The sequence below is a fragment of the Veillonella caviae genome (assembly GCF_003992125.1).
Taxonomy (GTDB): Bacteria; Bacillota; Negativicutes; order Veillonellales; family Veillonellaceae; genus Veillonella; species Veillonella caviae.
Genome location: NZ_RQUY01000009.1, coordinates 1 through 19,491, shown reverse-complemented (window position 1 = coordinate 19,491; position 19,491 = coordinate 1). Strand labels below are relative to the sequence as shown.

Here is a 19,491-nt window from a genome sequence, read left to right as displayed (position 1 = left end):
GGATTAAGTTACTGTTATTGGCATTACCCGTATGACTTGCAGAGGTTTAACCTTTAGTGTTTTTCAAATACACCTTTGGATAGATAACCTCCACAGGCTGTCCATCCACCATAACCGTAGCTTTTTCAAGCCATACCATATCACTAGTGAGATGTGCCATTTGCTCAGCAGATAAGGATACACCTGGTACTAGGTCAGATGCTTTAGCATACGCAATGCCAGCATCCATAAGCGCTTTAAACTGTGCTTCATCATCGGTATAGCCATCAAGGAATCTAAATCCAGTACCATGTACAATTTGTTCACGAATTAAGGTTTGTTCATAGAGACCATCGCCTAAGCGTTTTTCAATGAGCTCAGGTTTTGTTTTCATTTCGCGATACATATAATCTGAGGACAAGAAGTTCTTACGATTCGCAAATTGTGGATCTGTTTCTACCAAGTATTTGGCGGTTACATCTGGATGAATTTGATACAAACTACTAGTTGGTAACTGCAGAATATTACTGTCAGCATTCGGTTTTGCAGTACTTCCATGATTGTTGCTGTTGTCGGCAAAAGGATTGAGGAAATCTTGTACCTCTTTACGATGTTGATCGCCTACTGAGATGTTAGCCGTACTATCTGCATCGTCTTGTTTAGCTACACCTAGTGGCATAGTATGACCTTTGTCTACTTGTGGCGTCATAAATACTTGGCCCTTATACCCACGGCGGCGAGATTTATGAGGCCATTTACGTTTATATGTATACGTAGCTTCCGTAGTGCCAAAGGTGTGCGTCATCTCTTGGTCTTGTTTCGCTACTTGGTCAATAGTCCCCTCTGTCGTTAAAGTACCACCAATAGCGATTTGACTATTTTCATTAGTCCCTTTACCCTCAAATTGTACATCACCACCAAAACGAACGACGCCTGCCGTGCTGCTTTGTACTTCCTCATGAGAGGTCAATGTGTTAGTACGGATAATCGTGTAGCGGTCTATTTTTTCACTCGCTACGCCAGCAATTTGTTTGTTATACGCTTTTGCCTTAGCATTATGCTCTTGAATTTTCTCATTCAATGCAGCTAGAATTGGTTTAAACTGTGCATCCCACGCATCTTGTTCAGGACCAGGTAAGTCTGGACGAGGCGTCGAAAGGGATGTAATCCCAAATGTTTTAAATACTTCATCATCATAAGCATAGGTGGGTGCCAATGTTCCTACCACGGCATCGGGTATGCGTGTTTCCCCTGCTTGTTCTTCATCTGGTGTGATTTGTTCCACCGGTTCATAGATAGCATCATCATAGATAACCATCGGTGTAGCTTTACCATTTCTATGATGCGCACCGTAACCGCTTCCTAAATCGGTAAATTCAGATTCCGGAAATGCTTGTCCTGACTCAGAGTGACCACCATCATCGATGCGAATCTTATTTTCCTGCGTTTCTAACATGTCGTCAGGATTATTAGAATTGAGGACTTTCTCTACTTGTTCGCTCACACGTTTGGCAGTAAAAGAGCTATTTGTATTTTGGAAATTTGCGCTTTTAATAAAACCTTTGCCTAAGACGTCAATCGTACCGCCATGATTGATAAGGTTATCTGTGCCAATTAAAGTCGCTGTATTGCCACTGTAGATGAGAGATTTTTCTTCATTACGAATGTTCTTCGCCTTAATAGTGACATCATCTTGTCCTGCAATGGTAGATCCTGTATGCTGTTCTAATTCAGACTGTACCGCTTTCACAGCCGCTAATTTGATATCATACTCCTTATATGTCTCTTTGATGGTGTTTAAATAGGCATCTTGTTCGGCTTTTGTTTTAAAAGCTGTAGTATCTACGGCATAAGCGGCTTCAAGGGCATCTTCTGCCGTTTTCATGTCTTTCATAGCATCAGCGAGTTTAGCTTCTAAAGCTACATTCTTACGGTTTTCTACCGTATCTGCTTCAATACTTACCTTTCCCCCATAGATACGACCATGTTCTACATTATGCACTTCTGTACCATGAATCTTCGTAGTGCCACCAGATACGATGACCGCATCGGTATTGCGTAATGTACCTGTTTCAATAGATAAAGAGCCATTGGTCGTAATAGCCCCGTCTGTATTGGCGCCAGCAGCTATGGTATGTCTATTATCTAAGGTATTATCGACCTTTAACTGTCCATGTCCCGCAGAGGTAATAAAGCCTGTGTTAGTTAAGTCCTTTGTGTCGATAGCCAGCGTACCGCCAGAGGCAATGGTTTGACTATTATCTATGGCATTGGCTGTTGCAGATAAAGCCTTATCAGATTGCAATGTGCCAGATACAGATACATGACCGTTCGCATCAAGAGAAACAGACTGTGTGCCAGCCACTACACCTGCTACATTAACGCCTACACCATGTTCTGTACCAACCAGCGATATATGATTGGCGTACATGCCACCAACAGCAGCTACATCGAGAGCTATCACTGGTTTTGTATGACTAGAGGTCAATCCTAATCCACTTGACGAAGTGCTAATAGATGCACCATTGCCAGGTTGAATGGCACCTTCAATAGAAGTAGCATCTAATGTATTGGCATCCACATCGTTAACACCATTTCGTACAGCTAATTCATTAGCCCAAATGCCTGCATTAATATCTGCTGCACGAGATAAAATGGCTACTGAGTCCGTTGTCTTAGCATCTAATCCTGCACCATTAATAGAAACACGACCATCTTCAACACGGTACTTTGTTACATTTCCTGCGGCATCAAACTCTGGTTTACCTGTTGTAAGCACTGCATGCGATGTATTAAGGAATCCACCGCCGTTAACAGCAATACCATTGGGATTTGCCACCACAACGGAGGCACGTTGTCCAGCCACCTCAAGATACCCATTCATCGATGTGGGTGTATCTGATGTGACTTGATTTACGATGACCTTTGCCGTGCCATTTATCATATTAGAGTTACCTTGTACAAAACCAGCTAATTCCGTTTTGCTTACAGTATAGGAATTATTTAAAATAGCCCCTTGTCTCTCTACATTGAACTGCTCGTACTTATTCATGGACACACCACCATTGGTAGGCGCCGTAATATTAACGAGGGGAATATGGTTCGCTGTTTCCTGTACAAGGGGACGTTCTGCAATAGGCGCTTGATTATCTGGCATAATAGGCGCTGCCATTGCCATCGTCTGAGACGACAAAAACACACCGACACTGAGCCATGCGACAATGTTTCGTCCTAAGGTTCGACGTTCTTGATTGGTTTTACACATACAACCTCCCTGGGTATTAAAACAATATAGGTCTAATATTACGTATCTTCTCAACACTGTAAAAAACGTAATATAAGCTATATAACACTACATATACAAAACTCTAACTACTTTACAGTTCTTAACTATTATCATAATGACAAGGGCAAGATTAATTCCTTAAAGTCCTATCGCCCCTAAAACCGATACCCTACAGTAAATCCACTATAAAACCTCTTTGTATGATAGCCTTCTGGTTTATATATAGGTGCACTCACAAAGGCATCTACTATCAATCCTGATTTGTAATGACCTCGTATGCCTAACGCAGCACCTGCAATAGTTCTACCCACCAAGGCTTCCGTGCTTTTACCATAGACGGCACCAAAATCTACACCAAGGTATATTTCAGATTTTAATTTCGGAATCACCGATGATAATTCATTGCGTACATACCAACCGCTATCGCCCATAAGGGTGTATTCTCCGTCAAAGCCGTACACGGTGTAACGATTACCAAGATTGATAGTATCTACGCTATACACCCGTTTACCACCTGTCACCCATTGTCCGTGAAATGACGTCGTAAACGACGCAGGTCGATGTCCCATAGTAAATGGCTTACGGTAATCTACATCTAGTAAAAGCATATGATACCGTGATGTAGGACCGCCCATAGCGACTGATGCCTTATGTTCTGGTTGCGCTCCGAAAGCACCGATGCCCCATTGAAAACCTAAACGACTATATAAGGTAGCATTTCCGATATATTTACGGTTCGATACACCGATTTCCATGCTCGATGTACGTAATGCTTGTACAGGAATTTCTTGATCATTAATAAATCGATGGTTATGACGCAAACTAAGGGCTATATCATAAGCATATTTGTCTCGTTGCGACCGTGAAAATACATGGTTCCATTTCGCTTTCATAGTTGTGGTCTTACCACTGTAAATGAAATCGTAAGGATTAGAAGCTATTGTCTGATGATAGCGAGATGTATACAAATTAAAGGAGAATGTATCCTTTCCACTAGGGATAACATAACTCAAGCTCTGTGCACGAGTTCCTTTGATACTACCAGCACCGCTCATGTCTCCTGAAACGGATATGGTGACCGTATCATTAGCACGAAACGCTTGATCAAAGGATACGAGGAAATTGGCTTGGTATGTGCCTGTCGATGCAAGGCCACTATTATCTAAGGTAATGGCACCGCTTACAGGTTTTGTGGTCTGCACATTGAGCTCAACAATAGACTGTCCTATAGTGCTACCAGGTAATAACTTCATCGATATCGATTGAGAAGGCACCCGTTTCATCTGCTCAATCCCTTGTTCAAGATTGCGTAGATTCAACACATCTCCACGTCTAATAGGGAATGCATTCTTCCAAGGTATGTGCTTAGATTCAGAACTATATACAACATCTTCTACGTGCCCCGGTACTACTAGAAACTGCAATGTACCTGAACTAAGATTCTGTTCAGGTATAAAGACTTTCGTGGTAACATAGCCTGTATTGATTAATCGCCGTTGCAATTCATTGCGCACATTCGTAATATCTGCTACGGTCATATTCTTATCTTCTGCTTGCCGAACTACAGATTGTAAAAAGGATAACTCCTTAGGCAATCCTTCTAACTCTATCTTAGACACATAAAAAGACGTACCATTCTCATCAGAAGGTACGTCTGTTGGCACTACTATATTGTCTAATGGGTGTTCTTGACTCGAAGATAATCTACGCTCTCGTTCCTATTGCCGTAAGCGATCTTGTTGTAACTGCTCCTGTTGAGTGATAGGAAATATGGGTTCTGTGGCATGAACATAAGGTACAGCTAATACAGATAATCCTAGCATTCCCATACTCAGAAGGACATGTTTTCGTAAATCCATGGTATTCTCCAATAAAAATTATAAATATGCTGCATTTTTCATAATTTACTCATTCATCATAATATACTCTAACTTTCATTGTAAAGAAAGATTCATTATACTTTCCCACTATATATACCAAGTATATATAATAAATTCAACTAACTAAAAATATCATCTCTTTTATACCAATTCCCTAATATATGCTTTAGTTTTGCCTTGAGAAACCTTCCTCCTATTTACCATCGAAGAAGGTAATCACCGTAATTTCCCGAGGGCAATTCACACGTATTGGGAACCAGTGCCCAGCCCCATTATTTACATAGCACACGCTATTTTTCTCGGTATAACGACCTTTCACATAAGGTACGCCCGTTGGCGCAATAGGTATACCAAAGAGAACGATTTGACCACCATGAGTATGGCCTGATAATGTTAATGGCACATTTCGCTCTATCGCTTCTGTAAAAAATTCTGGATGATGTGCTAAGAAGATGACAAATGCGTGTTTTGGAATACCTGAAAGAGCTTTTGTAATCATAGCCTCACGGTTTTCTTTTTTGCGCTCGTTGTCGTAAGACACGCCAGCAATATATACTGGCTGTTTACCGCCCATAATTTGAATATTGCTATTAATAAGCACATTAATAGGCGTTTTCGCTTTAATATCCTTAACGATTCGATGTACATCGTGGTGGAATTCGTGATTTCCCAAGATGTAATCAACACCGTCTGGAATTTGCTTTGCAAATGTACGCAACCGTTCGCATGTTTCAGGTAACCAACTCATTTTATCGATAAGATCACCAGTGATGACAACGCGATTCGGCTTTTCTAATAATGCAAGACGCAGTATTTCATCTAAATCATTCAAGTCGATACAAGCGCCCACATGAATGTCGCTGAGTTGCACAATTTTATAGTTCTTCAGACCTTCTGGCAAATTGGTGTATCCAAAACTTTCATGGGTGACGATAATATCTCGTTGTCCCGTGAAAGCAGCATAACTAGTACCACCAAGAGCAGCCAACGGTACAACAGTACCAACAGTTCTAAAAAAAGCACGACGGCCTGTACGATCCGCTTCTGGTACTTTGTTAGAAATGCGATTCACTAAAGCGTACAAAATAGCTAATACGATACATACAGGCACGGACAAGAAAATGGCAGATATGAAAGCATAGCTTTCAGTACGAAACAGATTGAACCACATATAATGCGGCGTTCCGAATAATTCCACTTGGTTCAGGAAATAATAGCGAATAGCACCAAACCATGCGGCTATCAAAATGAGATATGCCACCCAACTAGGCCATCGTTTTTTCGGTTTCCACAAATACGTCACAAGCGCCCAAAAGGCGAAAACCGCAATGACCAAAGTAGCGATAAATACTATTTTAATAATCAATTGTTGTTGCATAGATTCTCCTTATGCAATAATTCTAGCCCTAATATGTCTAGAAATCTATAAAGTAACACCCTCTGCAGGGCATGTGTAAATCATAATTTGTTAATTAGGTCCATATTACTTAATCGATTGGACAAAGTTCTGTCAATTTACCATGTGGTCCTGCCCACGCATAATCAGCAAATTCACTGCGTTTGATGAGCATCCAATCCTTTGGTAATTGTTGTCGAATAACGCCAATATCTATAGTGGTATGAATCAAATCGGCGGTTTGACTAGTAGCAAAAGCCTTATCACTGCTATTATTTTGCGTGGTTATTTGATTCGCTACATTTACAAATTCTAAATCACCACGAAAGGCCTTCATAAACCATTTTCGATGTGAAAACACATGAGTCAATTCTTTAACCATCACTGGTTGTAAGGATAATGCAAATCCTAATTCCCCAACCAATCTAGTCAAAAATTGTTCCGCATCATCGAAGGATGTAGCGTTTTCCACAGATGGGAATTCCCACATAGAACGCAACAACCCCCGATTAGGACGCTTGTGCAGCAAGTAGTAATCACCATAATTGAAGATACCAACCCATACAGGCACATCTACAACTTTTGTTTTCTTAATTCGTACAGGCAATGTATCAGTCATACTGTGTTGATATGCATAACACATGTTAACAATGGGACAATCTCCACAACGTGGTGTTTTGGGTATGCACACAGCTGAACCAAAGTCCATCAAGGATTGGTTAAAATCCCCTGGTCTATCGTATGGTAAGGTAGCCTCTACAATTTCGGTAATCCGTTTTTTCCCTTTTGTGCTGAGAATATCATCTTCAACGCCATACAGCCGAGCGTAGATGCGAAGTACATTGCCATCCACAGCCACTTCGTGTTCACCGTACGCCATGGATAATACAGCACCTGCCGTATAAGAACCAACGCCTTTTAGTGATTCCATATCTTTACGATTGCGAGGTACTACACCACCATAATTATTAACCACATCCTGTACACCGAGGCGTAAATTACGAGCTCGACTATAATAACCCAAACCTTGCCAAGCATGTACCACCTCATCTTCAGTAGATTTCGCCAAATCTTCTAAGGTTGGAAATAAACGCATCCAATTGTCATAATAAGGTTTCATTGCTTCAATGCGGGTTTGTTGGCTCATTACTTCAGAGACCCATACCTTATAGGGATCACCGCAATCTCGCCACGGTAAATCCCGTTTATTTACATCATACCACGCTAGTAATTGTGGCACCCACCGAGGGCTCTTCTCATCTATCATAATCATTCGCTTTCCATCACCGTGTCTACATCAGTGAGTTTCATAAATGCTACATCGTTATTATCTGGACCAAATACGATAGGTCCCTTTAATTTACGACCTTGTAACAATAGCGGCAACCACGTTCTATCACCAGCCCACATATGTTCATAAGGAATAGTATCTATATGAAACCAATGAGGTTCCATTTCGTCTGATTCGATGGCAGTCACATGGTGAACATGCACAAAATACACATAGCCTACATGGGTAAGGCTTTCATCATAAGGGAATTGAAAATCGAAAAACGCCACACATTCTAAATCATCAGGACTGACACGAATGCCCGATTCCTCATATAATTCGCGAACAGCACAGGCGCGGAAGTTCTCGCCACGCTGAATTTTACCGCCAAATCCATTATATTTATCAGCTCCAAAGCCGCGCTTTTTGCGACCTAACAGTATGCGATTATCCGAATCAATAGGAAATACCAATGTTGTTGGTTTCATAAGACCTCCCTCAATGTTGGTAAAAATCATGTAACTATTATACCATTTTTCATGAAGGATATCGGGTTTTATGGTATCATAATAGATATATTGTATACATAAATAGTATGGTACATTCACTCTTATTTATATATTCTGTTATCATATAGCTGTTAATTGTTCACCTACAAGGAGGCCCATTATGAAAGAACCGCTCATATTCGACATCGCAATGGGCCGGACGAAACCGTTTAATATGAAAAATGAAACGATTCGCTGTCCTTTTTGCGATACGTCAAAACTAACGGATATCCTCGATAGGGATGGGCATATTATTTGGCTTATGAATAAATTCCCTGTACTCCGCGATACGTGGCCAACGGTAATTATTGAGACGGAAGGCGACGAAGGGGAATTATCTACCTTACCTATCGATGAAGCAACACGCATTATCGATTTTGGTCGCGCTAAATGGCGCGAAACAATGAGCTCAAAAGAATTTACATCCGTATTATTTTTCAAAAATCACGGTCCCATGTCAGGCGGTTCATTGCGCCATCCGCACAGCCAAATTATCGGTCTTAAGAATTACGATTACCATCAAGACATTACTCCTGACCACATGAAAGGCTGGTTATTGCACGAAGATCAAAATGTGCGCATCACCTTATCTACCCATCCTATTATCGGGTTCTTTGAATATAATCTACGCTATAAACCGACTGCATCAAGCCGTGCCATCACCTTGAGATTACAACAAACAATCCGTTTCGTATTACACAACTTGGCTCAATTTTCTCAGTCCTACAATTACTTTTTCTACGATCTTAATGATGGATACGAATATATTAAAGTCGTACCTCGCTATGTAGCACCACCTCTCTATGTGGGCTATCAAATCACACAAACTTGTGATGATGAACGAGCAGCGCAAATATTGAAGGCCATTACTCCCTTTTTTGAATTAACTACATAATCCTTTGTACCCTGTCGCTATTGAACAGCTCCACAACCTCATCTATAGGGTGGTACGATATCGCCAGAAACAAAAGGCTAATAAGGATATTATGAACATTTACGCTATTGGCGATCTCCATCTTTCAGGCAATCCGCCAACGAAACCAATGAATATTTTCGGTCCCCATTGGGACAACCACTGGAACCGCATCAAGGAGCATTGGCAGTCCACCATTACAGATGAGGACATAGTATTCCTCGTAGGTGACATGTCTTGGGCCCTTCGTCTAAACGAGGCGCTTTACGATTTGCATGAAATTGCCCATATGCATGGCCAAAAATATATGATTCGAGGCAACCATGATTATTGGTGGTCCTCAGCGAATAAAATGAAACAGGCCATGGGTGAAAGCATTCATTTTTTGCAGGGTCACGGTATGGCACAAATAGTAGATATAAATAATGTATCAACTGGCATAGAAAACCCTACACATTCGGATACTACTGTTAGCACAACGAAACAAATCATCGCCTTTGGTGGAACTCGAGGCTATATGTGCCCTGGGGATTGTAATTTTAAGCCCCATACAGACCAATCCATTTACGATAGAGAATTATTACGTACTGAAGCAGCCTTGCAAGAGATGGAACAGTCTATTGTAGCATTGCAAAATGACTATAAAAAAGAACCCCATGCCCAAATAGTAAGCAATCAATGTTCAAATACTGAAGTATCTAACATTGCGTCGCAACTCCCTGTAACAAGAATTTTATTACTCCACTACCCGCCATTCAACGAACATAACGCTCCATCAGGTTTTACAGACCTAATAGAACGTTACCATGTAGATATATGTATTTTTGGTCATTTACATGACAAAAATTCGTTCCATCGCATACCAACACACTTTGGTAATACACAATTACGGCTAGTTTCTGCAGACTATGCGGAGTTCCAAATGCAGAAAATTTTATAAATGCTAACAAAACTACTAATGCCCCTTGTGACATACGAATAAAGTCACAAGGGGCATTTTAATATTCAGTTCCGTAAAGATAATCTATCACACAATGTAAGATATTTACATCGTTTCAACAGGATTAAAACGATTTACTCCCCAATGTGGGATGTTTACATCGTTTCAATGTCAATCGATCAATGCGGTGCACCGCCTCATCAAGGGTGATATCTTCTCTAGATGTCGGTGTTTCTAGAACCGCTAAGGGGTGTTCTGTACCAACCTCACCAGATGGTAAATAAATATATTCCCCATTAATAGTGTCGCCAAAAATATATCCTGCTTGTAAATGTTCTTTATGTATACGGCTCATTACTACCTCTTTATTAATCAAATCATCTTGATTTGATTTTGATTTGATTAACCAGAATCAAATCAAAACAATGATATGATTTAGTGTTATCTCATCATTATTATATCATATTGAGATGATAATTCTCTATTCAATTCATATGTAAGCAATTGATAAGATTACCCCAAAAATCCTCCATGCCCCATGTCAATGCAGTCTTCTTTTGTAATTGTATCGTTTGCAACTAGGCGTGGCAGAATGGTATCAAAAGCAGTCGGTTTGCTAAATAGTACACCACCTGGTACGCCGAGGATTGGAGTGCCATCTGCGCAGTATGCGATACACACCATGGATCCTGGTAACACAGGTAGACCATAGGTAACAACGGTATCTGCGTAGCGTTTAATGGCACCTGGCGTAAGGTCATCAGGGTCAACGCTCATACCGCCAGTACAGAAAATAATATCCGCCCCCGCTTGTTTCACCTTGGAGATAGCAGCCACAATATCGTCCGTGTTATCCGTAACGATTTCGTGGGCGATTTTTTCGACTCCAAATGCAGCGCACCGTTCTTCGATAATAGGGGTGAAAGCATCTTTAATGCGTCCTTCAAATACTTCGGAACCAGTTGTAACGATGCCCATTGTTTTTCTCACAAACGGTTTGATATTCAATACGGGACCACCAATGCGTTTAGCCGCTTCTACTTGTTCTTCTTCCAAAAGCAACGGAATACAACGCATACCCCCGATTTTATCACCTGCTTTTACAGGGGTATGATTCAATTTTGTAACGATAGTGAGTTCACCAATGCTATTGATGGCATGTAGTTTTTCCACATTCACTATTAATAAACCATCTACATCGGCGATAGCTTCGATTTTACCTTGAGCCATAGGACCGTCATGCATATAATCGCCTCCGGCGATATCATATAAAGCACGGGCTACATCCTCTTCATGGAGAAATCCTTCGTCCGATGGTTCCATAACATAAATATGTTCTTTTCCCAAATCTAGAAGTTTCGGAATATCGTCTTCTGTTATCACATGACCTCGGCGGAATGGCGTATCTTTCACCTCTCCGATGACAATGCGTACCATATCGTGAATCAATGCGTGTCCTACAGCATCTTGCGTTCTAATTTGTTTCATTGTATATGTCCTTATAAAAATCTCTTAACTACAAGAAAGTGACCTACTATAAATTTAATGACCGAAAGTACTCTACTATAAATTTAACTACCAAAAGTAACTTACTATAAATTCAGCTTATACATGTATTGTAATACAATACTCTGTCATAGAGATGCGCGCAATTATACAAGACGTGCAATACCCATACCAATTGCACATAGTATCAATCCGCCTACAATCTGAACACCACCATATAACAAGATATCGGTAATGCTAGTTTTCATCATGAGCTGTAACAGTTCAAAGGCAAAGGTAGAAAATGTAGTAAAAGCGCCGAGACAGCCTACAACGAGGAGGTACCGCGCCCATTGTGGCCACTCAGGATGGTTCATATAAGCGCCTAGTATGAGGCCGATAAGCAAGCAGCCGATGAGGTTCACTACCATCGTTCCGTACGGATAAGGCCCCCATTTACCGAGCACCCAGTCCCCTAACAAAGCCCGCGCCACCGCACCAAAAGCGCCCCCACAGGCGATTAACATATATTTTCCCATAATACCTCATCATTACCTTTAACAACAATCTGTAGAACTTTGACATAATGACAAATAAACATATATATCTAAATATGTCTAAAATAGATTATAATCAACTACAAGTAAATATACAGCACATAAAAGTAGTTAGCTTTCACAATGCGTGTAATTATCACATATATCCAATAATTATCAGGAATAACGTATTAGCCAACACCGAAGCACCTCAATATACTATAAGTGTAGCGAGGGGAATAGAAAGGAGGTACATATGAAGGAACCTACACCTACATTGCCGGCTTATCAAAAAAACCGCTACCAGGATCCTGTATTACAACAACAATACGTTTGTTTAGGTCATAAAATTGCTATGATTCGTAGGTCCTTAGGGATTTCCCAACGGCAATTATCAACCTTTGTAGGCATTAGTCGTAGTTATTTGAGCAAATTAGAACAAGGTCCCGGTCTCGGTGGCGTATCCTTAGAAGTGCTCTATAAAATTTCCTATTGCCTCAATTTGTCTATTAGCCAACTCTTGCGCCTACGCGTGCAAGACTACAGATTATGCAACAAACACCTATCTGAACAATATGAACGAACAGAATTTTTTAAACTCGCTCAAGCTCGGTTTTTAGAGCGTACCCGATTGTGGTAAGCAATTACAATCCTATCAAGGCACCCATCAAATGGATGCACTAGTTCTAAAAAACTATATCATAGGTATGCAAACCCTTATAGGTAATACAATATCATTAACGAAGACCCTGCAAAATAAAGGACCCTTTCGGGTCCTTTTTATATATCTTTTTGATTGCACACAGTATGTTTATCAAATCTATCACAAACTCACTACCGCACATTTCAAACGATAACAGACATCATTAAACAGTCCACATTAGACTTCATTAATCTGTTTATTTTGAATCTCCGCATTAGCACGCTTAAAAATAAAAGCATTATTAATGTGTTGACGCATAGCATTTTCAGCAGCCACCTCATCATGTCGTTCAATGGCATCCACGATTTGATCATGTTCATCATCGCAATCATGAGTGCGCACGGCATTGAAAGAACTAATATACATATCGCGATTCACCCGTTCTCTAAAATCTGCTAAATAGTCCATCACTCGTTCATTACGAGAGAATCTAGCAATCAAGTTGTGAAAACGACTGTTAACCTCAACGCGCTCTGTAGCCTCCTCGATGGCATGCATTTCTTTGCATAATACCTTTAGCTCCTCTAGCTCTGCAGCTGTTGCATGGCGGGCACAAAGGCGTGCGCCAAGTCCCTCCATAACTTCACGGCATTGATAGAGTGCAACGATTTCCTCTGGGGTATCCATCTTAACAGTAACGCCCTTCCACGGCACGATGACTACAAGATTATCTTTTGCTAACTTTCTGAAAGCTTCGCGCACTGGAGTAGCACTCACCTTTAATTGCTCTGCGATTTTAACTTCATTTAATTTTTCATGCGGCAATAATTCACCTGTAAGAATAGCCTGTTTCAAAGCCATATACACTTGTTCACTGAGAGGAACACGTTCAATAGAGTCCACTAAATTCTGACCCTCTCGCACCTCTCCAGGTTGTGTATCTTTAGAACTAACCTTGGCTGCCTTAGCAACCGTTTTATTGTCTTTTATGTCTGTCGATATCTTCTTAGCCATAAGGCCCCCTTTAGTTCTTCGCCATCTTTCGTACTTTCAAAGAATACCTAAAATGAGTATAATAGAATGTAAGCATTTTTATATACTAATACATGTGTCCACACTAATCATATACATTATAATTATAAATCTCGTCTATAAGGCTGTCAATTTACTACTATAGAATACAGTCATCATTTTAAAAGTAAGGAATCCATCACTATGAATCGTTGTTTGGTTATCATCAACCCTGTATCGGGAGGAGGTGCGGCACGCCGTTACGCCCTCGACTTACAGTGGAAACTGAGTACGTTCTTTGACACAATTGAAGTAAAATTCACCACTGGTCCGAACGACGCCACCCGCTTTGCCAAAGCGGCCTGTGATGAAGGATTTGATGCCGTGTTTTGCATGGGTGGCGACGGTACCGTAAACGAAACTGTAAACGGTATCGCTCAGGGCGATTTCAAATGTACCTTTGGGTTTATTCCCGTAGGAACCGTAAACGATATGTCCCGTGCCCTCGGTATTCCCCAAAAGCCATTAGAAGCAATTAAACGTCTCGATATTAATCAAGTTCGTTCCATTGACATTGGTCGCTGCAACGATAAATATTTCTGTAATAACATCGCTGCTGGCGTTATTCCAAAGGTTATCGAAGAAGTGACACCGAAAGAAAAACAAATTCTAGGCCCTTTAGCTTATTTCCTCCGTGCTGGACAAGCATTATTTACTACCAAAGACTATACGTTCCGCATAAAAACTGCAGACGACGATTTCATTTGTAAATCCCCCCTTGTGCTAGCACTACTTACCAATGTAGTATCCAGCTTTGAGCGATTTATGCCAGAAGCCTCTGTGGACGATGGTTACATGCGCCTCATCATTTTCAAAGAATATTTTATTCTCGATATACTCAGCGTATTACCCCTCATTCTAAGTGGCGCTATCTACAATTCAAGATACACCACCACATTAACCGTAAAAAAAGCACACATTGAACTATTAACAGATGTAAATGATCTCCCGACCAACATGGATGGTGATCAAGGCCCATATATGCCGGTGGACATCGAAGTATTGCCACAAGTACTCAAAGTATTTGCACCGGTGAAACATAAAAAGAAAAAATCATTACTATAACTAAAAAGACCGACCATATTTCCTAGAATACTGTACCTTTTAGTGTTAAATTGCATTAACACTAAAGCACTGTACACGGATATGGTCGGTTTTCTGCATATAATATAATAGGCCTACATCACACTTACAAAAGCTGTTGTAAATACATTAATGTATCACTAAATTTTGATTGATCTGCTGGAAATCGCTCTAAATAATTTTCTATTATAGATATAACTTTAGGTAAATTCTCTTTAAAATGAATGGCTTCTTCTTTATAAAACTGTAGATTATTAATAGTTGTCCTTACGACGACATCATTGTTAGGATCTTTTAATAGTACTGTTTCACAGCATTGATAAGCAAATCTAAACTCTTCTACATAATAAGCTGAAATCGATAGTTCATAATAAATCCAATATGAATACACACTAGATTTTACAAAAAGGATATCATTCTTTGGAAATGGGATGGATTTAGCAATCATGCCTAGTTGATATGCTAGTCGATATTTTTCAGCCATCCGCAATAGTCGAACTGCATTATATAAACATTCAGCGCGCTTAGGATTATAATCATATCCCATCAACCACGTGTTCAGAGCCTCTTCCTTCCGTCCTAATGCTTCTAAAGCAATACCTTTATTTTCATAAGCACAAGTAACTTCTTCGATCCATCCACCCATGGCAATACGCAATGTATACCATTCAACGGCTTTCTCATAATTCTCTGCATCTCGATACGAGTTTCCCAAATAAAACATATAGCGAGCCATCAAATCTGGATCTTCATTACTTATAATAGCCTGCTCTAATACATGTGCATCATGTAAATATTTTTGCTGAGGATTGGTATTTCTAGACCCTAACCGTCCCGAAGTCACATAGTAATCCCCATCTATAATATCGGTGACAATCGGTGTACGATACTCTAAAAATTCATGTAATGCACCACGCCAATAAAAATTACCATCATTTTTAACTAATAAAAAACGTTGGTAAAGCGTATTGCTCCATTCATTTTTCATTTGTAAATAATATGCATCTTTATCAAGTGTCTCTGGCAACATAAAATTACCATGTATACTATCATCAGCATCAAAGAAGAAAACATAATCTGCTTTATTAGTACAAGGTTCTAGTGCTCGATTACGATTATGCGCAAAATTCTTCCAATCATCATAAACTATTTCACCAGGAATTTCCTTTTGGTCAAAAAAATTCTCAATTATTTCAACAGTATTGTCCGTTGAACCAGTATCAGAAATTACCCAATATGAAAAATCAATATACTGACAAAGATTTTCTAATGTTTTTTCAATAATATGACTTTCATTTTTAACAATCATATTCAAACAAATAGTATTCATCCTATATACTCCAGATATATTAAATATAGACAAAAAGGAACCCCTTAAGTGGTTCCTTTTTGTTGTATATAGATTCTATACATGAGTTCACATCTAACATGTACATTTTCTACATATGATAATTAAGCCATACTATAAACAAGATTTACAGTAAGCACTCCTGGTTCACTTACTATACCTGCAATAGTTACGCGTTGCCCTATAGGAATAATGGCCCCGTTGCTATTTACCAAAATTTTATTTCGATTGTCGGCCAATCGGAAAGACATAAGTGTATCAGTTTCTGTTTTTACTAAACTACCTAACACATACACTTTACTACCTATTTCCACATTATCAAGGCTCTCTACATATTGATATTGAGATAATTCTTGATTGCCAAGATTACCCGTATTTTGCTGGTATTGATCTGCCGAAGCACTCACAATAGGTGCATGATAATATCCAGGATCACGACTATTAAAACTAGATATCCCCTGTTCTACTGTATTTACCTTTTGTTTAGGCAAAATACTTGTAGCAACTACATTAGGTGTTGGATCATCATACACAACCTTTTTAACAATAAATACAGGATCCCCATTTGTCATCAGTTGATTAGTATCAATATATCCTTCCCCTACAAAAGGCTGATAACTCAACATCGCACCAGAATGTTTCATCGAAAATGCATATGTTCGTCCCTCTTCTGTAACAAACCGAGGAAGTTCATTATTATAATACCCTTCGATTTGACCGCGAAGTGTAATCGATTCCTGATTGATGTCCGCCGCGATAATAGCTTGCGATACAGAGGTAAAGGCCAATATACTTGCTGCACAAACTAGTAAAGATCTTACTTTTTTTAACATAGGCTAACTATGACTCCTTTCACATTTACAGTCGGAAAGTACCTACTTCGCCTCAATTTGAGGCGAAGCGATACACAAATTCAAGGATTACCCACGATCTTTGATTACGCGAACCCGTTGAATATCTGGTGTTCCATCTTTATGTTTAGATATAGTATCTACACGGAAACGTTCCAATTCAGGTTTAAACTCATTTAATGCTTTCATCATATTTGCATCTTGAGCCGCCCCGTTTTGTAACGCTCTGTAAATAACAGCAGCCATTTCATAACGAGTCATGGTTCGATTACCATCAAAGTAACCATTTGGATACCCTTCAATAATGCCATTACCTGCTAATGTAGATACATAATCATATGCCCAATGATTTTCAGGAATATCTGGGAATACTCGTTCTAAATCATAGTCGATAGCTTTCATGCCTACCAGTTTATTAACAAGATTTGTCAATTCTGCAATCTTAGCATCTTGAGCCGCCATAGTAGCTCTCATATCTTTCATTTCTTTTGCCATAGCAACACGAGATGTAGATACGTGATTAGCTTGACCAACTTTGAAAGAAAGACCTGCATTAAACATATTTTCACCGCCACCAAGAGTTGCACCTACGGAGAACATAGTATCTTCATTTGGACGATAGTAAGCACCAATAGCTGTAGCACTAGTACCACTGTAATTACCATAGCCAATAGCAAAATCTAACTTTTCATCTGGGTCAAAATCCAAAGGATGTAATGCGGCAAGAGCAGCAGCATTAGCACCAGCATGATTAATCTTATTGTCTAGTTTATTAAACGAACCGCGCAATTGATTCACATTGACTGCATCAGTTCCTGCTTCACCAGGAGCTAGATTTGTAATCTTATTACCTGCCATATCAATGCTATCCCCAGTAATTTTAATACTTGGATTGCCTTCTGAATTGTTGAAAGTAATAGATTCGATATTTTGAATGTTTTTATCCATTCTAACTACAAATCCATCATTATTTTCATTATTTTCAACGTGAATATTTTGATGTCCAGAAACTTTATCATCAATATAACCATTCAATTTGAAAATACTATTAGTTGATGACTTAGTCGGATCATGAAGTTCAACAGTCACCAGTTTATCAGATCCACTGTCACTTTCAAACACACGATAGCCAGTTGCCCCATCTTTTACGGTTGTTGTGGTCTTGTGACCATTGCCATCTATAATTGTAATTGTATGGGTTCCATCGCCATTATTAATTACATCAGCGATAGCATTTTTACCGTCTTTACCATCAACGCCATCTTTTACAATTGTTGTGGTTTCTTTACCATTACCGTCTGTAATCGTAATCGTATGGGTTCCATCACCATTATTAATTACATCAGCGATAGCATTTTTACCATCAACGCCATCTTTTACAATTGTTGTGGTTTCTTTACCATTACCATCTATAATCGTAATCGTATGGGTTCCATCATTATTATTAGTTACACTAGCTGTAGCGTTTTTCCCATCTTGACCAGCTGCACCAGTATCACCTTTTTCGCCTTTGGCTCCGTCTTTTACGGTTGTGGTTGTTTGATTGCCATCACCATCTGTAATCGTAATGGTATGAGTTCCATTTCCATTATCTTTTACATCCGCTGTGGCATTTTTACCATCTACGCCGTCTTTACCTGCTGCGCCTGTATCACCTTTGGCACCTTGGATACCTTGTGCACCAGTATCGCCTTTAGCACCAGTATCGCCTTTTTCGCCTTTAGCTCCAGTGGCACCATCTTTTACGGTTGTGCTTGTTTGATTGCCATCACCATCTGTAATCGTAATGGTATGAGTTCCATTGTTATTATTGGTCACACTAGCAGTGGCATTTTTACCATCTACACCGTCTTTACCTGCTGTGCCTGTATCGCCTTTGGCTCCCGTATCACCTTTTTCACCTTGGATACCTTGTGCGCCAGTATCGCCTTTAGCTCCATCTTTTACGGTTGTGCTTGTTTGATTACCATTGCCATCTGTAATCGTAATGGTATGAGTTCCATTTCCATTATCTACAACACCAGCCGTAGCATTTTTACCATCTACGCCGTCTTTACCTGCTGCGCCTGTATCGCCTTTTTCACCTGTGTCACCTTTTGCTCCAGTATCGCCTTTAGCTCCATCTTTTACGGTTGTGCTTGTTTGATTACCATTGCCATCTGTAATCGTAATGGTATGAGTTCCATTTCCATTATCTAAAACAACAGCCGTAGCATTTTTACCATCTACGCCGTCTTTACCTGCTGCGCCTGTATCGCCTTT

General features: G+C 39.8%; 17 protein-coding genes. 4 read left to right on the top strand and 13 right to left on the bottom strand.

Going from position 1 to position 19,491, the window contains the following annotated elements; all coding sequences use genetic code 11:
- Positions 1–46: 46 nt before the first annotated feature.
- The 6 genes from EO120_RS09295 to EO120_RS04610 all read right to left on the bottom strand — a co-directional run bounded on the left by EO120_RS09295 (position 47) and on the right by EO120_RS04610 (position 8,299).
- The gene (locus EO120_RS09295; protein WP_241234885.1) at positions 47–3,244 is read right to left on the bottom strand and encodes a two-partner secretion domain-containing protein; all 3,198 of its coding nucleotides are present in this window, start codon (positions 3,242–3,244) and stop codon (positions 47–49) included.
- Between the two features lie 176 nt (positions 3,245–3,420).
- The gene (locus EO120_RS04625; protein ID WP_241234884.1) at positions 3,421–4,929 is read right to left on the bottom strand and encodes a ShlB/FhaC/HecB family hemolysin secretion/activation protein; all 1,509 of its coding nucleotides are present in this window, start codon (positions 4,927–4,929) and stop codon (positions 3,421–3,423) included.
- A gap of 54 nt (positions 4,930–4,983) precedes the next feature.
- Positions 4,984–5,124 carry a hypothetical protein gene (locus EO120_RS09290; protein WP_241234883.1) on the bottom strand — a complete coding sequence of 47 codons (141 nt, stop codon included), beginning with the start codon at positions 5,122–5,124 and terminating at the stop codon, positions 4,984–4,986.
- Between the two features lie 214 nt (positions 5,125–5,338).
- On the bottom strand, positions 5,339–6,523 hold the full coding sequence (locus EO120_RS04620) for a metallophosphoesterase (RefSeq protein WP_127134313.1): 1,185 nt from the start codon (positions 6,521–6,523) through the stop codon (positions 5,339–5,341).
- 109 nt (positions 6,524–6,632) lie between these two features.
- Positions 6,633–7,808: an A/G-specific adenine glycosylase gene (gene mutY / locus EO120_RS04615; protein ID WP_127134327.1), complete on the bottom strand. Its 1,176-nt coding sequence runs from the start codon at positions 7,806–7,808 to the stop codon at positions 6,633–6,635.
- Positions 7,809–7,810: 2 nt separating this feature from the next.
- Entirely contained in the window at positions 7,811–8,299 is a 489-nt protein-coding gene (locus EO120_RS04610; protein ID WP_127134312.1) for an 8-oxo-dGTP diphosphatase, read from the bottom strand.
- A gap of 181 nt (positions 8,300–8,480) precedes the next feature.
- Between EO120_RS04610 and EO120_RS04605 the strand changes: the two genes are divergently transcribed.
- Positions 8,481–9,254: a DUF4931 domain-containing protein gene (locus tag EO120_RS04605; protein ID WP_127134311.1), complete on the top strand. Its 774-nt coding sequence runs from the start codon at positions 8,481–8,483 to the stop codon at positions 9,252–9,254.
- A 91-nt stretch (positions 9,255–9,345) separates the two neighbouring features.
- Positions 9,346–10,212, top strand: coding sequence for a metallophosphoesterase (locus EO120_RS04600; RefSeq protein WP_127134310.1), 867 nt, complete (start codon positions 9,346–9,348; stop codon positions 10,210–10,212).
- Between the two features lie 124 nt (positions 10,213–10,336).
- Here the strand turns inward: EO120_RS04600 and EO120_RS04595 are convergent, their stop codons facing one another.
- The 3 genes from EO120_RS04595 to EO120_RS04585 form a co-directional block, all read right to left on the bottom strand.
- Complete coding sequence (locus EO120_RS04595) at positions 10,337–10,567, bottom strand: hypothetical protein (protein ID WP_127134309.1); 231 nt, start codon at positions 10,565–10,567, stop codon at positions 10,337–10,339.
- 158 nt (positions 10,568–10,725) lie between these two features.
- Entirely contained in the window at positions 10,726–11,700 is a 975-nt protein-coding gene (locus EO120_RS04590; protein WP_127134308.1) for a molybdopterin-binding protein, read from the bottom strand.
- Between the two features lie 164 nt (positions 11,701–11,864).
- Positions 11,865–12,236, bottom strand: coding sequence for a fluoride efflux transporter FluC (locus EO120_RS04585; RefSeq protein WP_127134307.1), 372 nt, complete (start codon positions 12,234–12,236; stop codon positions 11,865–11,867).
- A 253-nt stretch (positions 12,237–12,489) separates the two neighbouring features.
- On the opposite strand from EO120_RS04585, the gene EO120_RS04580 reads away from it, so the two are divergent.
- Positions 12,490–12,873, top strand: coding sequence for a helix-turn-helix domain-containing protein (locus tag EO120_RS04580; RefSeq protein WP_127134306.1), 384 nt, complete (start codon positions 12,490–12,492; stop codon positions 12,871–12,873).
- 240 nt (positions 12,874–13,113) lie between these two features.
- On the opposite strand, the gene EO120_RS04575 is transcribed toward EO120_RS04580, so the two are convergent.
- A complete protein-coding gene (locus EO120_RS04575) occupies positions 13,114–13,890 on the bottom strand; it encodes a GntR family transcriptional regulator (RefSeq protein ID WP_127134305.1) in 777 nt (258 codons plus the stop codon).
- A 201-nt stretch (positions 13,891–14,091) separates the two neighbouring features.
- Between EO120_RS04575 and EO120_RS04570 the strand changes: the two genes are divergently transcribed.
- A complete protein-coding gene (locus EO120_RS04570) occupies positions 14,092–15,012 on the top strand; it encodes a diacylglycerol/lipid kinase family protein (RefSeq protein ID WP_127134304.1) in 921 nt (306 codons plus the stop codon).
- A gap of 124 nt (positions 15,013–15,136) precedes the next feature.
- Here the strand turns inward: EO120_RS04570 and EO120_RS04565 are convergent, their stop codons facing one another.
- From EO120_RS04565 to EO120_RS04555, 3 genes are all read right to left on the bottom strand, one after another.
- On the bottom strand, positions 15,137–16,360 hold the full coding sequence (locus EO120_RS04565) for a glycosyltransferase (protein WP_127134303.1): 1,224 nt from the start codon (positions 16,358–16,360) through the stop codon (positions 15,137–15,139).
- 122 nt (positions 16,361–16,482) lie between these two features.
- Positions 16,483–17,211, bottom strand: a complete 729-nt coding sequence (locus EO120_RS04560) for a hypothetical protein (protein ID WP_127134302.1) — start codon at positions 17,209–17,211, stop codon at positions 16,483–16,485.
- An 87-nt stretch (positions 17,212–17,298) separates the two neighbouring features.
- Positions 17,299–19,491 (bottom strand): collagen-flanked surface repeat-containing protein (locus EO120_RS04555; RefSeq protein WP_206512468.1); only part of this gene is annotated, 2,193 nt, incomplete at its 5' end.

Excerpts from the sequence above, each read along its gene's own strand:
- EO120_RS09295 (WP_241234885.1), bottom strand. The coding sequence starts at position 3,244 with ATGTGTAAAACCAATCAAGAACGTCGAACCTTAGGACGAAACATTGTC.
- EO120_RS09290 (WP_241234883.1), bottom strand. The coding sequence starts at position 5,124 with ATGGATTTACGAAAACATGTCCTTCTGAGTATGGGAATGCTAGGATTA.
- EO120_RS04620 (WP_127134313.1), bottom strand. The coding sequence starts at position 6,523 with ATGCAACAACAATTGATTATTAAAATAGTATTTATCGCTACTTTGGTC.
- mutY (WP_127134327.1), bottom strand. The coding sequence starts at position 7,808 with ATGATAGATGAGAAGAGCCCTCGGTGGGTGCCACAATTACTAGCGTGG.
- EO120_RS04610 (WP_127134312.1), bottom strand. The coding sequence starts at position 8,299 with ATGAAACCAACAACATTGGTATTTCCTATTGATTCGGATAATCGCATA.
- EO120_RS04605 (WP_127134311.1), top strand. The coding sequence starts at position 8,481 with ATGAAAGAACCGCTCATATTCGACATCGCAATGGGCCGGACGAAACCG.
- EO120_RS04600 (WP_127134310.1), top strand. The coding sequence starts at position 9,346 with ATGAACATTTACGCTATTGGCGATCTCCATCTTTCAGGCAATCCGCCA.
- EO120_RS04595 (WP_127134309.1), bottom strand. The coding sequence starts at position 10,567 with ATGAGCCGTATACATAAAGAACATTTACAAGCAGGATATATTTTTGGC.
- EO120_RS04590 (WP_127134308.1), bottom strand. The coding sequence starts at position 11,700 with ATGAAACAAATTAGAACGCAAGATGCTGTAGGACACGCATTGATTCAC.
- EO120_RS04585 (WP_127134307.1), bottom strand. The coding sequence starts at position 12,236 with ATGGGAAAATATATGTTAATCGCCTGTGGGGGCGCTTTTGGTGCGGTG.
- EO120_RS04580 (WP_127134306.1), top strand. The coding sequence starts at position 12,490 with ATGAAGGAACCTACACCTACATTGCCGGCTTATCAAAAAAACCGCTAC.
- EO120_RS04575 (WP_127134305.1), bottom strand. The coding sequence starts at position 13,890 with ATGGCTAAGAAGATATCGACAGACATAAAAGACAATAAAACGGTTGCT.
- EO120_RS04570 (WP_127134304.1), top strand. The coding sequence starts at position 14,092 with ATGAATCGTTGTTTGGTTATCATCAACCCTGTATCGGGAGGAGGTGCG.
- EO120_RS04565 (WP_127134303.1), bottom strand. The coding sequence starts at position 16,360 with ATGAATACTATTTGTTTGAATATGATTGTTAAAAATGAAAGTCATATT.
- EO120_RS04560 (WP_127134302.1), bottom strand. The coding sequence starts at position 17,211 with ATGTTAAAAAAAGTAAGATCTTTACTAGTTTGTGCAGCAAGTATATTG.